Source organism: Halosolutus halophilus (genome assembly GCF_022869805.1).
GTDB classification, from domain to species: domain Archaea; phylum Halobacteriota; class Halobacteria; order Halobacteriales; family Natrialbaceae; genus Halosolutus; species Halosolutus halophilus.
This window is the reverse complement of record NZ_CP094974.1, coordinates 1,352,101-1,366,700: the sequence shown is the minus strand read 5'-3', so window position 1 is coordinate 1,366,700 and position 14,600 is coordinate 1,352,101. Positions and strand designations below refer to the sequence as shown.

The 14,600-nt window shown below is 65.4% G+C and carries 13 protein-coding genes and 1 pseudogene; 8 read left to right on the top strand and 6 right to left on the bottom strand.

Features of this window, described 5'->3' with window-relative positions; translation table 11 throughout:
- Positions 1–39 precede the first annotated feature (39 nt).
- From MUG98_RS06625 to MUG98_RS06615, 3 genes are read left to right on the top strand one after another with little or no spacing between them, the layout of a single operon-like run.
- Entirely contained in the window at positions 40–1,365 is a 1,326-nt protein-coding gene (locus MUG98_RS06625; RefSeq protein WP_345779796.1) for a branched-chain amino acid ABC transporter permease, read from the top strand.
- Entirely contained in the window at positions 1,358–2,233 is an 876-nt protein-coding gene (locus MUG98_RS06620; RefSeq protein ID WP_265111350.1) for an ABC transporter ATP-binding protein, read from the top strand. Before MUG98_RS06625 ends, MUG98_RS06620 begins: the two co-directional genes overlap by 8 nt.
- A complete protein-coding gene (locus tag MUG98_RS06615; RefSeq protein WP_345779792.1) occupies positions 2,230–3,036 on the top strand; it encodes an ABC transporter ATP-binding protein in 807 nt (268 codons plus the stop codon). Before MUG98_RS06620 ends, MUG98_RS06615 begins: the two co-directional genes overlap by 4 nt.
- A gap of 173 nt (positions 3,037–3,209) precedes the next feature.
- Here the strand turns inward: MUG98_RS06615 and MUG98_RS06610 are convergent.
- A pseudogene (locus tag MUG98_RS06610) lies at positions 3,210–4,457 on the bottom strand (ABC transporter substrate-binding protein); the annotation flags it as partial.
- 344 nt (positions 4,458–4,801) lie between these two features.
- On the opposite strand from MUG98_RS06610, the gene MUG98_RS06605 reads away from it, so the two are divergent.
- From MUG98_RS06605 to MUG98_RS06595, 3 genes are all read left to right on the top strand, one after another.
- Positions 4,802–6,346 carry an acyl-CoA carboxylase subunit beta gene (locus MUG98_RS06605; RefSeq protein ID WP_265112424.1) on the top strand — a complete coding sequence of 515 codons (1,545 nt, stop codon included), beginning with the start codon at positions 4,802–4,804 and terminating at the stop codon, positions 6,344–6,346.
- A 9-nt stretch (positions 6,347–6,355) separates the two neighbouring features.
- A complete protein-coding gene (locus tag MUG98_RS06600) occupies positions 6,356–6,718 on the top strand; it encodes a DUF8022 family protein (protein WP_265111348.1) in 363 nt (120 codons plus the stop codon).
- Between the two features lie 197 nt (positions 6,719–6,915).
- Positions 6,916–8,751, top strand: a complete 1,836-nt coding sequence (locus tag MUG98_RS06595; protein WP_265111347.1) for an acetyl-CoA carboxylase biotin carboxylase subunit — start codon at positions 6,916–6,918, stop codon at positions 8,749–8,751.
- Positions 8,752–9,095: 344 nt separating this feature from the next.
- Here the strand turns inward: MUG98_RS06595 and MUG98_RS06590 are convergent, their stop codons facing one another.
- Positions 9,096–10,223 (bottom strand): TIGR04053 family radical SAM/SPASM domain-containing protein, encoded by a 1,128-nt coding sequence (locus tag MUG98_RS06590; protein ID WP_265111346.1) that lies wholly within the window; start codon positions 10,221–10,223, stop codon positions 9,096–9,098.
- 150 nt (positions 10,224–10,373) lie between these two features.
- Here MUG98_RS06590 and MUG98_RS06585 point away from each other — a divergent pair, with 150 nt between their 5' ends.
- Positions 10,374–10,721, top strand: a complete 348-nt coding sequence (locus MUG98_RS06585) for an Htur_1727 family rSAM-partnered candidate RiPP (RefSeq protein ID WP_265111345.1) — start codon at positions 10,374–10,376, stop codon at positions 10,719–10,721.
- The gene (locus MUG98_RS06580) at positions 10,718–11,935 is read left to right on the top strand and encodes a TIGR04347 family pseudo-SAM/SPASM protein (RefSeq protein WP_265111344.1); all 1,218 of its coding nucleotides are present in this window, start codon (positions 10,718–10,720) and stop codon (positions 11,933–11,935) included. The genes MUG98_RS06585 and MUG98_RS06580 overlap by 4 nt, the downstream gene beginning before the upstream one ends.
- 100 nt (positions 11,936–12,035) lie before the next feature.
- Here the strand turns inward: MUG98_RS06580 and MUG98_RS06575 are convergent, their stop codons facing one another.
- The 4 genes from MUG98_RS06575 to MUG98_RS06560 all read right to left on the bottom strand — a co-directional run bounded on the left by MUG98_RS06575 (position 12,036) and on the right by MUG98_RS06560 (position 14,595).
- Entirely contained in the window at positions 12,036–12,833 is a 798-nt protein-coding gene (locus MUG98_RS06575; RefSeq protein ID WP_265111343.1) for a DUF2182 domain-containing protein, read from the bottom strand.
- A gap of 32 nt (positions 12,834–12,865) precedes the next feature.
- Positions 12,866–13,402 (bottom strand): DUF1326 domain-containing protein, encoded by a 537-nt coding sequence (locus MUG98_RS06570; protein WP_345779795.1) that lies wholly within the window; start codon positions 13,400–13,402, stop codon positions 12,866–12,868.
- 416 nt (positions 13,403–13,818) lie between these two features.
- Positions 13,819–14,124 (bottom strand): CGCGG family putative rSAM-modified RiPP protein, encoded by a 306-nt coding sequence (locus MUG98_RS06565; protein ID WP_265111341.1) that lies wholly within the window; start codon positions 14,122–14,124, stop codon positions 13,819–13,821.
- Positions 14,125–14,190: 66 nt separating this feature from the next.
- Complete coding sequence (locus tag MUG98_RS06560) at positions 14,191–14,595, bottom strand: MoaD/ThiS family protein (protein WP_265111340.1); 405 nt, start codon at positions 14,593–14,595, stop codon at positions 14,191–14,193.
- Between the last annotated feature and the right edge of the window lie 5 nt (positions 14,596–14,600).

The window sequence follows — 14,600 nt, the reverse complement described above, 5'->3', positions numbered from 1 at the left end:
GCCAGCCTGTTCGGCTACGAATTCCCGAACGATGCGACCATGCTACTGGCGCTGTTGCTCGGGATCTACGCGCTGTACCTGATCGGCGGTCTTATCATCGGATTCCCCTTCCGCGGACTCATGAACCAGCTCGGACAGCTCACGTTCTGGATCGCCGTCTTCGGCATGGCGGCGCTCGCCCTGAACCTCCAGTGGGGGTACACGGGACTGTTCAACATCGGGATCGTCGCGTTCATGGCGACCGGCGTCTACGTGACCGCGATACTCTCGAAGCCCGTCTACGGGTCCGGCACCAGCGCCGCCGAAGTCGGCGGGCTGGGTCTCCCCCTGTGGATCGGCATCCTCGGGGGGATGCTCGCCGCGGCGCTTTTGGGCCTGATCGCAGCCCTTCCCGCGTTGCGTCTGCGTGCGGACTACCTCGCGATCGTGACCATCGCGCTGTCGGAGATCGTTCGCTTCTCCCTGCTCTCGGATACGCTCAGCGGCGGGGACCCGGAAAATGACATCGCCGGCTACAGGATCGGCCTGGGCGGCGGCGACGGGATCATCCTCGATTACGGCGATCCGCTGGAGCGGTTTATCAGCGCCCTCAGTTGGCCGCTCGATCTCGTCTTGGGCACCGACGACGTCCTCTGGGAGGAGGTGTACCTCGGCGTAATCGTCGACAGCATCGGCCTCGTGATCAGCCCGAATCCGAAACCGGTCGTGGACAACTTCGTCTACGCCGCCCTGTTGCTCGTCATAATGGGCGGATTCTACGCCCTCCTCGTTCGAACGGGGAACTCGCCGTTCGGTCGGGTCCTCAAGGCGATTCGCGAGGACGAAGACGTCACGAACGCCCTGGGGAAGAACACGAACCGGTTCAAGATCAAGTCGTTCATGGTCGGCTGCGCGCTGATGGGACTCGTGGGTATCCTCTGGTTCGGCACCCAGGGGTCGGTCACGCCGAACACGTTCCGGCCGCGCATCACCTTCTACGTCTGGATCGCCCTCATCATCGGGGGCTCCGGTTCGAACACCGGGAGCGTCCTCGGCGGCGCCATCTTCGCGGCGTTCCTCTACCAGGGGCCGCGCTACTTCAAGAACATCGTCGAAAGCGCCCTCGGCGATCCCAGCGCACCGTCCAGCTTCGGTCCGGCGGTCGGGCAGTTCCCGGACGTCGTCCCATTCCTGTTGTACACGCTCGACAGCCTCCGACAGCTGCAGCTGGTGATCATGGGACTCGTGCTCATCTGGCTCATGCACAACCGGACCGAGGGAGTGTTGGGCCACAGAAAGGAGATCGCGGCGAGCGTCCCGCTATCCAGGCCGGAACGCAGTCCCTCCGGTGCGGTGGCCGCTGACGGGGGTGAGCGCGATGAGTGAGTCCGATTCCTCCGAGTCGGTTTCGTCGACCGAACCTCCGGCCGCCGAGGAGCGATCGGGGGAGACCGCTGCCGACGACGCCGGATCGACGACCGCGCGCGGCGTGCCGCTGCGGGTGGAGAACCTCCGCAAGGAGTTCGGCGGCATCACCGCCGTCGACGGGGTGAGCTTCGAGATCGAACGGGGAACGATGACCGGTCTCATCGGGCCGAACGGCGCCGGGAAGTCGACGACCTTCAACTGCATCACCGGCGTCCACAAACCGGACGCCGGCACCGTTCGGTTCGAAGGGGCCGACATCACCGGACTGGAACCGTACCAGATCGCGAACCGCGGGCTGGTGCGCACGTTCCAGATCGCGCGGGAACTCGAGGAGATGACCGTCCTCGAAAACATGATGGTCGCCCCGAAACAACAGCGCGGGGAGGCGCTCTGGCGATCGGTTCTCCCCTACGCCCGCGAGGACGTCAAGGAACAGGAACGCGAGTTGCTCGAACGAGCGTGGGAAACGCTCGAGTTCTTCGACATCGACCACCTGGCCAACGAGTACGCCGGGAACCTCTCGGGCGGACAGCGGAAACTGCTCGAACTCGCGCGCGCGCTGTTGACGGATCCGCAGATGCTGTTGCTCGACGAGCCGTTCGCGGGGGTCAACCCGTCGCTGGAAGAGCGACTCCTCGAGCACATCCACGAACTGCGCCAGGATGGCTACACGTTCCTCATCGTCGAACACGACATGGACCTCATCATGGAGAACTGCAAGACGGTCATCGTAATGCATCAGGGACGAATTCTCACCGAAGGGACGCCGAACGAGGTGCGCACCGACGAAGACGTTATCGAGGCCTACCTGGGAGGTGACGTATGAGCGACGAACCGATCGACGCCGCGGACGACGCCGCCGGGCGCGCGCTGGCCGACGGTGCCGGAGCGACGAGCGCGGCCGCCGAGGTCGACCGCCGGGAGGACAGCCTGCTGGCGGTGCGCGACCTGGACGCCGGATACGGCGATCTGCAGATCCTCACCGGGGTCGACCTCGACGTCGACCCCGGCGAGTACGTCACGATCGTCGGTCCGAACGGAGCCGGAAAGTCGACCGTCATGAAGTCCATCTTCGGGTTGACGAACGTGATGGGCGGGTCCGTCGCCTTCGACGGCGAGGACATCACCGGGCGGAACCCCGAGGACATCATCCACCTCGGACTCGGCTACGTTCCCCAGAGCGACAACGTGTTCTCCACGCTGTCGGTTCGCGACAACCTGGAGATGGGCGCGTACATCCTCGACGATCTGCCCCAAGAGCGCCTCGACGAGGTGTTCCGGCGGTTTCCGATTCTGGAAGAGCGCCAGTCGCAGAAGGCCCGCAACCTCTCCGGCGGGCAACAACAGATGCTCGCGATGGGACGGGCGCTGATGCTCGAACCCGATCTGCTGTTGCTGGACGAACCGTCCGCGGGGCTCGCGCCGGATCTCGTCGCCGAGATGTTCGACAAGGTCGACGAGATCAACGCGACGGGAACGGCGATCCTGATGGTCGAACAGAACGCGAAGGAGGCCCTGCGGCGGTGCGATCGCGGCTACGTCCTCGTCGACGGTAAGAACCGCTACGAGGACGCCGGAAGGACGCTGCTCAACGATCCGCAGGTGCGTCAAGACTTCCTCGGCGGCTGACCGGACGAACCCGCTTTTTTCGCTCTCAGTATTGCCGTCGTTCGTCGATCGTCCCGGCCCCCATCGGATAGCGCAGTGGCCGACGGCGGAACGGCGTCGAGCAGTTACGTGGTGACTGAGCCGACAACGAGCGCAAAAAATCGGGCGATCGGTCGGGTCGTCTAGATCTCGCCGTTGACCTGCATGGCCGGCAACTTGGCCGCCTGGATCATCGGACCACCGGTCGACGCCAGCGATCCGGTTTCGGGAAGCAGGATACCGACTCTGATCGTCCGATCGAAGCCACCGGCCCCTTCGTCGGCCATATCGCCGGCGCCCTCGGGATTGTCGCTCTCGAAGGTCTGCGTCGTGACTTGGGAGGTGCTGCCGTCGGCGAACTCCCACAGCGCGTACGTCGCGGAGGCGGGATCTCCGTTTTCGTCGAAGTTCACCGCGCTGGACGCTCCGTTGTAGAAGATGTCCTCTCCGTTGGCCGCCGCCTCGACGCCCTCGACGAAGTTGTCGGGTCCGACTTCCGTCCCTTCGGGATTGGCCACGCGGCGCATCTGATCGCGGATAGCCGACCCGTTGTTCTCGCCGGCAGCGGCGTTGGCGAGGATCTGGACGGCCACCGAGTCGTACGACTGGGAGGTGAACACGCCGGGCGACTCACCGTAGGCCTCTTCGAACAGCGACGTGAAGGCGTCCTGGTTCGGACCGCCCGCCGCCGGCGCGGTCCCGAGCACGTTGCTCATGTCGGCCCCGACCTGTCCGGGGATGTCCGGGTCGCGCAGACCGTCGGGAATGAGAACGTTCTGGTCCTGACCGGCGGCGCTGTAGAAGTCGCGGAACAGCTGAATCCCGTCTTCCGGGTAGCCGATCACGACGAGCGTATCCGGGTCGTCCGAAAGCGCCTCGTTGACGACCGAGGAGTATGAGGACGCCCCCTGGTTGAACGCCACTTGCGTTTGCATCTCCCCGCCGACGTCGCCCTCGAAGACCTCCGTAAACCGTTCGGAGAGCTGCTGGCCGTAGTCGTTGTTGACGTACAGCGACGCCGCCGACGAGGCACCCTGTTCCTCCGATGCGACCTCGGCCATCACCTGTCCCTGCAGGTGGTCCGAGGGCGCAGTTCTGAAGATGTAATCGTCGTCCTCCAGGTTCGTCACCGACAGCGCGGTACTGGACGGCGAGCACCCCACAACCTCGTTGGGAATGAGCACCTCCTGACAAACCGGCACGTTCACGCCGGACGACGCCGATCCGCAGATGGACGGGAAGCCCGCGTTGACGAGCGAGTTCGCGGCGCTAACTCCGCTCTGGGAGTTGGTTTCGGTGTCTTCGACCTGCGTTTCGACCGTGAGGCCGATTTCGCTCCCACCGCCGTCTTCGGTTTCGTTACCGTCGCCATTGCCGCCGATACAACCCGCGACGCTGATCATTCCTGCTGCACCAGCACCCTTCAGAACGCTTCGTCTGTTGACGTGTCGCGCCATACCATAGCAAGGAGACTCGGACTATTTAGTAATTGCGTGAAATACCAGCATCCTCACGTGATAACCTACCTATATATGAGTAAATTCATATTATTCTCCTGAAGGATCGGCGCGCGGGCCGGTCGGTTCGATCGGCCGACGCGATCCGATCGAAATACGCACTGCGACGCCTCGTATTCCGTTTTTGAGCCGAACGTACCCGCCGTCGATCGGCACGTTGCAGAACGCTTTTTGTACACGTCGCCGTTGTGTCGGCCGATGACACGGCACGGAGGACTCCGGACATGACCATGGAGAATCGCATCGAGGAGTTAGAGGAGTTTCGAGCGGAGGCGCTCAAAGGCGGCGGCGAGGATCGCATCGAGCGCCAGCACGAGAAGGGGAAGATGACCGCCCGCGAGCGGATCGACTACTTCCTCGACGACGGCACCTTCACCGAGTTCGATCAACTCCGCACTCACCAGACGAGCCAGTTCGGGATGGAGGAGAAGAAGATCCCGGGCGACGGCGTCGTCACGGGCTACGGCGAGGTCAACGGGCGAACCGTCTTCGTCTTCGCCCACGACTTCACCGTCTTCGGCGGCTCGCTCGGCGAGGTCTTCGCCGAGAAGATCTGCAAGGTCATGGACATGGCGATGGAGGTCGGCGCGCCGATCGTCGGCCTCAACGACTCCGCGGGCGCGCGCATTCAGGAGGGCGTCAAGAGCCTCGCGGGCTTCACCGAAATCTTCCGGCGCAACCAGAAAGCCAGCGGCGTCGTCCCCCAGATCTCGGCGATCATGGGCCCCTGCGCCGGCGGCGCCGTCTACTCGCCGTCGATCACCGACTTCATCTTCATGGTGAAGGACACGAGCCACATGTACATCACCGGGCCGGGCGTCACCAAGACCGTCACCGGCGAGGAGGTCACCCACGAAGAACTCGGCGGCGCGATGACCCACGCCGACAAGACCGGCGTCGCACAGTTCGCCTGCGACGACGAGGAACAGGCGCTCGACGACATCAAGCGCCTGCTCTCGTATCTCCCCCAGAACAACGTCGAGGACCCGCCGCGCGTCGAGCCGTGGGACGACCCCGATCGGCGCGACGAGGCCTTAGAGAGTATCGTCCCCCCGAGTCCGCAGAAGCCCTACGACATGACCAACGTCATCGACTCGGTGGTCGACGAGGGGTCGTTCTTCGAGGTCGCCGAGAACTTCTCGAAGAACATCGTCGTCGGCTTCGGTCGCCTCGACGGCCGATCGGTCGGGATCGTCGCCAACCAGCCGCGGGTCAACGCCGGCACGCTCACCGTCGACGCCTCGATGAAGGGGTCGCGGTTCGTCCGCTTCTGCGATTCCTTTAACATCCCGATCGTCACGTTCGTCGACGTGCCCGGCTACATGCCCGGAACCGACCAGGAACACCGCGGGATCATCCGCCACGGAGCGAAGCTACTCTACGCGTACGCGGAAGCGACGGTGCCGCTGCTGACGGTCATCACGCGCAAGGCCTACGGCGGGGCCTACTGCGTGATGGCCTCGAAGAACCTCGGTGCGGACGTCAACTACGCGTGGCCGACCGCCGAAATCGCCGTCATGGGGCCACAGGGCGCGGTCAACATCCTCTACCGGCAGGAACTCGAGGAAGCGGACGACCCCGACGAACTGCGCGACGAACTCATCGAGGAGTACCGCGAGGAGTTCGCCAACCCGTACACTGCGACGGACAAAGGGTTCCTCGACGACGTGATCCTTCCGACCGAGACCAGGCCGCGACTGATCGACGACCTCGAGATGCTCGAGACGAAACGCGAAGCGAACCCGGACAAGAAACACGGCAACATCCCGCTGTAACCCGTTCCAATGGCTCACAAGAACCAGGCGAACGCGGCCGAGACCCACCACTCCACAGTGGACGTCGACGCCGGCGGAGCCCACTCCGGCGAGACGCCCGGAACGGTCCTGCTCCCGTCCGACGTCGAGATCGACATTCCGGACACCGCAGACGAGGCGGAGGCGGCAGCGATCGCCGCGGCGGTCGGAGCCCACCTCCACGATCACGCGCTCGCGGCCGCTGCAGCGGCAGCGGGCGCGGAGGAGACCTGGGACGACAGGCGCTGGGCGTTCGCCGGTCGGGTCCAGGCACAACAACAGCGGACCGTCCGGGTTCCGCGTGACGCACCGACGAACCCGTGGAGCGCAGCGGGTCGAACCGATCGCTTCTAACTCCGCTGTTGTCGCCGCGTTTCGTTTCCGTCTCGACTCTCGCGTTCCGGTCTCGATCGGCGTGACCCACCCTGCCAGACCGTGAGACTACGAACGGAACCCGCGACGAAACGCGAACGTCAATCGACTGTAACGCTGTGGTTAACGAACTACTTGCGAAAAAGTAAGGTAGTCACCCCGTGACGGTTTTAGCAGGAATGTTCAGGAAGGTTCTCGTGGCGAATCGCGGGGAGATCGCCGTCCGCGTGATGCGGGCGTGCGAGGAGTTGAACGTCGGAACAGTCGCGATCTACTCCGAGGCGGACAAGGACTCGGGGCACGTCCGGTACGCCGACGAGGCCTACAACGTCGGCCCGGCCCGCGCGGCCGACTCGTACCTCGATCACGAGGCCGTCATCGAGGCCGCGCGCAAGGCCGACGCCGACGCCATCCACCCGGGCTACGGCTTCCTCGCGGAGAACGCCGAGTTCGCGAGCAAGGTCGAGGACGCCGAGGGGATCACCTGGATCGGCCCCTCCGCCGACGCGATGGAGTCGCTGGGCGAGAAGACGAAGGCCCGGACGATCATGAGCGAGGCCGACGTCCCGATCGTTCCGGGGACCACGGATCCCGTCACCGAACCCGAGGAAGTCAAAACGTTCGGCGAGGAACACGGCTACCCGATCGCCATCAAGGCCGAAGGCGGTGGCGGCGGCCGCGGGATGAAGGTCGTCTGGGACGAGAGCGAGGTCGAGGACCAACTCGAGAGCGCCAAACGCGAGGGCGAAGCCTACTTCGACAACGACTCGGTCTACCTCGAGCGCTACCTCGAGCAGCCCCGTCACATCGAGGTCCAGATCCTGGCCGACCAGCACGGCAACGTGCGCCACCTCGGCGAGCGCGACTGTTCGCTCCAGCGCCGCCACCAGAAGGTCATCGAGGAAGGCCCCTCCGCAGCGCTGACCGACGAACTGCGCGAGAAAATCGGCGAAGCCGCGCGACAGGGCGTCGCCGCGGCCGACTACACCAACGCGGGGACCGTCGAGTTCCTCGTCGAGGAAGAACCCGGCCGCGACGGCCCGCTGGGCCCCGAGACGAACTTCTACTTCCTCGAGGTCAACACGCGAATTCAGGTCGAACACACGGTCACCGAGGAAATCACGGGCATCGACATCGTCAAGCGCCAGATCCGGATCGCCGCCGGCGAGGAGATCGACTTCGAACAGGACGAGGTCGAGATCGACGGCCACGCCATGGAGTTCCGAATCAACGCCGAGAACGCGGCCAACGACTTCGCGCCCGCGACCGGCGGCACGCTCGAGACCTACGACCCGCCGGGCGGGATCGGCGTCCGTCTCGACGACGCGCTGCGTCAGGGAGACGAACTCGTCACCGACTACGACTCGATGATCGCGAAGCTGATCGTCTGGGGCGAGGATCGCGACGAGTGCATCGAACGATCGCTCCGTGCCCTCCGGGAGTACGACATCGAGGGGATTCCGACGGTCATCCCGTTCCACCGGCTCATGCTGACCGACGAGGAGTTCGTCCGGAGTACGCACACGACGAAGTATCTCGACGAGGAACTCGACCAGAGTCGCATCGAGGAAGCCCAGGAACAGTGGGGCGGCGACACCGGCGACGGCGCCGGCGAGGACGAGGAGTCCGTCGAGCGCGAGTTCACGGTCGAAGTCAACGGCAAGCGGTTCGAGGTCGAACTCGAGGAACACGGCGCGCCGGCGATCCCGACCGGTGGCGACGGCGGCACTTCCCAGGCAGCCAGTCCGCCCCAGCCGACCGGCAGCTCCAGCGGGAGTGGCAGTGCTGCGGTCGAGGGCGACGGCGAGACCGTCGACGCCGAGATGCAGGGGACGATCCTCGACATCGAGGTCGAGGTCGGCGACGAGGTCGCAGCGGGTGACGTCCTCGTCGTGCTCGAGGCGATGAAGATGGAGAACGACATCGTCGCCTCTCGCGGCGGCACCGTCTCGGACATCGCCGTCGACGAGGGCGAGAGCGTCGACATGGGCGACACGCTGGTCGTCCTCGAGTAAACGCTACGACCGAACCGACCGCTTCCGAACGCGATTTCGACGTCGATCGAGATCCGGGGAGCGTGCGAACCGGTTCGGCCAAACGACGACGTGGGTCCACCCACATCGATCGAATGCACGCGACGCGATCGGAGCGTGATGCTCACCCTGCGGCTTCGATCGCCGCGTGCGACGATCGGCCCACGAACCGGCTGTCGGAGGTCCGCCGTGCCGGGCAGGGCCGTCACCGGTGGCACGGGATCCGCGTCTCGAAGCCCACGCGGTGGTGACGTTCAGTCCGCCGGTACGGATCCGGCCACCGTCGCTCTTCATGTCGCGTCGGAATCGAACGAGAGCGTGCGTCCTCAGTCGTCAGCCGGCGTGCCGGCTGCCGTCCCCTCGTCCCACGGGAGCGGCCCGTCGTATCCCTCGGGAACGAACGGACAGAGCGGATCGCTTGCAAGGGGATCACCGGTGTGGGCGAACGCCCGGGATCGACTGCCGCCGCAGACGTGTCGGTACGGGCAGGCGCCGCACTTCCCCGTGAGCCGATCGCGATCGCGGAGCGATTCGAACAGCTCGGAGTCCCGGTAGAGTTCGTGAACGGGTCGATCGCGGACGTTGCCGGCCGATTCCGGCAGGAAGCCGGACGGGTAGACCTCGCCCGTGTGGCTCACGAAGGCGAAGCCGTCGCCCGCGACGATCCCGGTCCGGCGGGAGACGCCCTCGTTCCGTGCCGGTGCGTCTCCGTCCCCGTCGGCCGCCGCGGTCCGACGCTGGAGCGACACGCGACGATAGTGGGGTGCCTCCGTGGTCTTGACGCCAAAGGGCGACGTCTCGCTGACCTCGTCGAGCCACACCATCACGGCGTCGGCCTCGTCGGGATCGATCGGCTCCAGCACCCGTCCGCGGCCGACGGGAACGAGGAAGAAGACGCTCCACATGACGGCCCCGATCTCGGTCAGCAAGTCGCGAATCGCGGGGAGTTCGCCGACGGTTTGTCGGCAAACGGTCGTGTTGACCTGGACCGGAAGCCCCGCCTCGCGAGCGTCCTCGACCGCCCGGATCGTCTCCGCGAAGCTTCCCTCCTCGCCCCTGAACGCGTCGTGGGTCTCGGGGGAGGCTCCGTCGAGACTGACTGCCATCCGTTTCAGTCCGGCGTCGGCGAGCGCGTCGATCCGATCGGCGGAGAGCGAGTGGGTCCCGCTGGGCGTGATCGTCATCCGGTGGCCGAGGTCGTCCCCGTAGGCGACCAGTTCCGTCGCGTCGTCGCGGACGAGCGGGTCGCCACCGGAGAGGACGATCAGCTGACCGTCGCCGAAGTCGGTCGCCTGCTCCAGGAGTTCCTTTCCTTCCGCAGTCGAAAGCTCGTCGGGGTGGCGGTTCGGTTTCGCGTCGGCTCGGCAGTGGTCGCAGGCGAGCGCACAGGCCTGCGTGAGCTCCCAGATGAGGACGAACGGACGATCGGACGTGTCGAACTGACGGGGGCGCATCGGTAGTGACTCCGGCGTATTCATCCAAAGCCGCCGCCGTTCTTCCCGCGGGTCGGGAAGACGGGCAAATATGTTCGGTCGACGAGCCGGGTGTTCCCACGCGCTGGGAGTTTGGGGAACGTCCTTCGCTCCCGTTTCGAACTCCTACGTATGGTCGAGAAGGCACAGCGATCGCGGGTCGAGAGCGCCGATCGCGGGAACCCGACCCGCCAGTGGGAAGTGTTCGTCCGCCAGGAGACGGGGAGTCCGATGCGACACGTCGGGAGCGTGGCTGCCGCGAGCGGGCCGGAGGCCCACGAACACGCCTCGCGGCTGTTCGGCTGGTACGCCGCCGACGTCTGGTGCTGTCCCGCGGACGCGGTCGAACGGTACTCGACGCGGGGACTCGCGTCCGATACCGACGATCGCGAGGACGCGGAATCGGAAGCGAACGTCGACGACGAGGAGCCGCGCGTCTACGAGGAAACCGAAGGCAGGCCACGGGTGAGCGACCCGTGATCTCGATCAGCAAACTCCTCTGTGATCTCGACGCCGAGGGCGACGGACTGCGATACGACGCGGCCGACGAGTCCTCGAAGCCCCAGATCACCGAGGAGAAACAGCGGCGGCCGGTGGTCGTCTGGAACACGACCCGGCAGTGTAACCTCTACTGCTCGCACTGTTACGCCGGGGCCGATCTCGAACCGGGAACCGGGGAGTTCTCGACGGCGGAAGCGAAGACCTTCCTCGAGCAACTCGCCGACTACGGAGCACCCGTGATCCTCTTCTCGGGGGGCGAACCGCTCGTCCGAGACGACCTGGTCGAACTCGTCGACTACGCGGCGGATCTCGGACTGCGGCCCGTCCTCTCCTCGAACGGGACGCTCCTGACCCGCGAGAAGGCGGCGGCGCTGCGAGACGCCGGCCTCCAGTACGCCGGCATCTCGGTCGACGGCCTCCCGGAGCGAAACGACGCGTTCCGCGGCGAGGAGGGCGCGTTCGACGCGGCCGTCCGGGGCATCGAGAACTGCCTCGACGCCGGCCTCAAGACCGGCCTCCGGTATACGATCACCGAGGCCAACGCGCCGGACCTGGAAGGCGTCGTCGACCTGCTCGTCGACGTCGGCCTCGATCGGTTCTGCTTCTACCACCTCGATTACGGCGGCCGGGGTGCCGACATCGCAGACGTCGACCTCTCGCCCGAGGAGAAGCGCGCCGCGGTCGAGCGCCTCTGCGAGATGACCGTGGAGTACCACGACCGCGGTGAGGAAATCGAGACCCTGCTGGTCGGCAACTACGCCGACGCCGCGTTCCTCGTCGAGTACGCCCGCGAGGAGTTCGGCGAGGCGAAAGCCCGGGCCGTCTACGACCACCTCGAGCGAAACGGCGGCGATCCGACCGGCGAGCGGGTCGCCGACGTCGATTACGAGGGTAACGTCCACCCAACCCAGTTCTGGCAGGGGTACAGTCTCGGCAACGTCCGCGATCGGCCCTTCGGCGAGATCTGGGAGGACGAATCGAACCCGCTCCTGCGCGCGCTTCGAAATCGGGAGGAACACCTGTCCGGGAAGTGCGCCGAGTGCCAGTACCGATCGATCTGTCGCGGCGGATCTCGACTCCGGGCGCTCGCCGAGACCGGCGACCTGTTCGCCCCGGATCCGCAGTGTTACCTCCGGGAAGACGAGATCCGTGGCGAGGAGACGGGGTCGATCGTCGGCGGGGCGGCCGACTGAGCGGATCGGCGATCCGTCCGGTTCCGTCGATCGGCTCCTCTGTAGGTGTGGTTCGTTGGCGATCGACTGCACAGTACTCGTCGGGCGTGATCGGCTGGTTCTAGACGAGCGTGAGTACCACGATGGTACTCCCGGTGACGCCAGCGAAAACGCCGATCGCACGTGCCAGTTGCTCACCCCACGCAACGGTCCGTTCGAGCGAGAGCACGACCGCGATGAGTGCCATCCAGACGACGTTCATCGAGCCCACGATCACCATGAACGCGAACAGCGCCCAACAGCATCCGACGCAGAACGCGCCGAACTCGCAACTCATCCGTACGGCACCACGAACGCCCGTTCGGTGGTGACTCATGAGGAACCCGAGGGGAGACCGGCAATACCGCAGACACCGGTGTTTGTACGGAGACAGTTGATATCCCGACAGGAGCACCAGCGCTCCGCCCATCAGGAGACCGCCGTGTGAATTCGCGAGGCTGACGATCGGGACCAGCGCATTGACGAGGAGCGGCACGACTCCCGTCGCCGTCCAGATGAGCGAGTACGTTCCGACGAACGCTCCGATCCGCGCTGCTTTGCCCGCGGTCGTCGTTCCCTCGAGCGTCGTAGAGTACAGCCTGAAGAGCGGGATCGACGACGGGTACATCATGGCGATCATCATCACGCCCCACATGACCAGGTACAGGCCGATACCCGTCAGTCCGTTCGAAAGCGCCATCGCCTCCGGTGCTCCCGGTTCGGACATTTGTATCTCCGCGTCCGCCGCTCCACCGGGCATCGGGAGCCAGCGACCGACGACCGCAGTCCACGCGAGCAGCGCGACGACGTAGGTGACGAGTGCGACGATCGGGGCGCGCCGGCGGGTAATCCGATCCCGGAACGAGTCTCGTGGCCCCATGACTGATCGATTCGAGTCCCGTCCCGTCGACGTCAGGCATTCGCCAGTTCGAAGTCACCGAGGTAAGCGTTGTTCCCCGAGACGTCCCACGTGAACTGATCGCCGTAGGAGACGGTCGCCGTCGTCGACTTGCCGGTCTGTACCTCGTGACTCTTCGTCAGCGGGTGGGGCGAGATCGTGCCGATTTCCTCGTTGAACCCGACCGCGCCGCTCGCGTCCATCTCGAGGACGTCTTCGATCTCGACGGAGAAGTCCGACCCGTCGCGCGAGAAACTGATCGGTACGGTCGCGACGTCGGCGGACCTGACGTGTGTGTCAGCGACGGGCGCCCAGATCCCGCCGGCGCGGCCGAAGTAAATGTCCTCGATGGCCTCGCGCTGGTCGTCGTCGGCCGTCTCGTCGACGAGTAACACCACGTCCCACTCCGTCTCGGCGTCGAACATGACCCCTTCCGCGGTCGAGATGAGCATACCGACGTCCACCCCACTCAGGTCGACGTCGCCGTAGCTTCCCTCCTCGATGTGCCACGCCAGCGAGACGTTACAAACGTCGTCGTCCGGCGGTTCCAGCCACACGCACTGGCACGCGACGTCGCAGTTGCAGGCTTCGACGTAGTCTCCCTTGATAGTCCATTCTTGTGGCATTGGTAGACAACCGTGGTATTCGACAACGTATAGCAGAATAAAGCTATCCGGTGGACCGCCTCACCGTGTGGAACCGTCGGATAGCCCCCGTTCGATCGAAGACGTATCGGTTCGGTATCGACGGGTTCGAGCATCGCGTTCCGATCACGGAACGGGAGAGTCAGTGCCTCGATCGGGATTATCGAGGAACCGTGGAAAGAGATACCTCTCTGTACTCACCACGCGGTTCTTCTCGGATAGCGGGGATGGTATCGATCGGCGAGATCCGTCCACCGCCTGTCGATGCCGCTGTGGAAACCGCCCCACCGCTTGCCCGGCCTCTCGCGACGCCGTCGATCGCTTCAGGCCGACTCGACGTGGACTCGCGTGACGTGGCCGCCACAGCCGCACCGATCGACGTACTCTACCTCGATCCCGTCGAACGTCGCCTCGAGTTCGTCCCACAGGTACGACTCGGGGTGGCCGTGGTCGCCGTGGGTGACGAGGTTGACGTGGTAGCCAGCCGCGGTGGCCGCGATCGCGTCCCTGGCCTGGTCGATTACGAGGTCGCGATCGTCGACGTGGCGGGGTTTCTCGAGGTTCGCGGACCACGAGGCGTCGTGCTCGCGCCGGGTCACGGGTTCGACGTCCGCGACGTCTTCGGTCATGGTCTGCCGTTTGGACTCGTCGAGGGTAAGGCCTGAGTCGAACCCGTTCGGTTCGCCACGCCCCGATCAGCAACAGAACATGAACGGGTAGATCAGCGCGATCCGATCGCCGTCCTCGAGTTCCGTCTCGAACCCCGCGTAGTGTTCGTTGAACCGGCCGTTGATGCAGACGCGGGCGTACGGGCGAGTCTGCTCCCCCTCGGGATTCTTCCGCCACGTGCCCGGCAGTTCGTCCGGGACGGGTGCCCAGCCGTGAGCGGTCGCCTCGGCCTCGGTTTCAGCGATGAGCATGTCCTCGACGTCGTACTCCGCGAAGAACGATTCGAGGAACTCCCGGAGGCGGTCACCCTCGAAGGTGTACTCGAGTTCGTGGGTACCGACGGCGTCGCGGACGTGGCCGGTACACCGGACGTCGACGGTCGTCGTCTGAGCCTGCTGTGCGCGCTGGTCGATCGACGATTCGGTCGTCATAGAGA

What these genes read in the sequence shown, in the direction of transcription:
- MUG98_RS06620 (WP_265111350.1), top strand. Translation starts at nt 1,358, where the DNA reads ATGAGTGAGTCCGATTCCTCCGAGTCGGTTTCGTCGACCGAACCTCCG.
- MUG98_RS06595 (WP_265111347.1), top strand. Translation starts at nt 6,916, where the DNA reads ATGTTCAGGAAGGTTCTCGTGGCGAATCGCGGGGAGATCGCCGTCCGC.
- MUG98_RS06560 (WP_265111340.1), bottom strand. Translation starts at nt 14,595, where the DNA reads ATGACGACCGAATCGTCGATCGACCAGCGCGCACAGCAGGCTCAGACG.
- MUG98_RS06575 (WP_265111343.1), bottom strand. Translation starts at nt 12,833, where the DNA reads ATGGGGCCACGAGACTCGTTCCGGGATCGGATTACCCGCCGGCGCGCC.
- MUG98_RS06615 (WP_345779792.1), top strand. Translation starts at nt 2,230, where the DNA reads ATGAGCGACGAACCGATCGACGCCGCGGACGACGCCGCCGGGCGCGCG.
- MUG98_RS06590 (WP_265111346.1), bottom strand. Translation starts at nt 10,223, where the DNA reads ATGCGCCCCCGTCAGTTCGACACGTCCGATCGTCCGTTCGTCCTCATC.
- MUG98_RS06625 (WP_345779796.1), top strand. Translation starts at nt 40, where the DNA reads ATGCTACTGGCGCTGTTGCTCGGGATCTACGCGCTGTACCTGATCGGC.
- MUG98_RS06585 (WP_265111345.1), top strand. Translation starts at nt 10,374, where the DNA reads ATGGTCGAGAAGGCACAGCGATCGCGGGTCGAGAGCGCCGATCGCGGG.
- MUG98_RS06605 (WP_265112424.1), top strand. Translation starts at nt 4,802, where the DNA reads ATGGAGAATCGCATCGAGGAGTTAGAGGAGTTTCGAGCGGAGGCGCTC.
- MUG98_RS06565 (WP_265111341.1), bottom strand. Translation starts at nt 14,124, where the DNA reads ATGACCGAAGACGTCGCGGACGTCGAACCCGTGACCCGGCGCGAGCAC.
- MUG98_RS06600 (WP_265111348.1), top strand. Translation starts at nt 6,356, where the DNA reads ATGGCTCACAAGAACCAGGCGAACGCGGCCGAGACCCACCACTCCACA.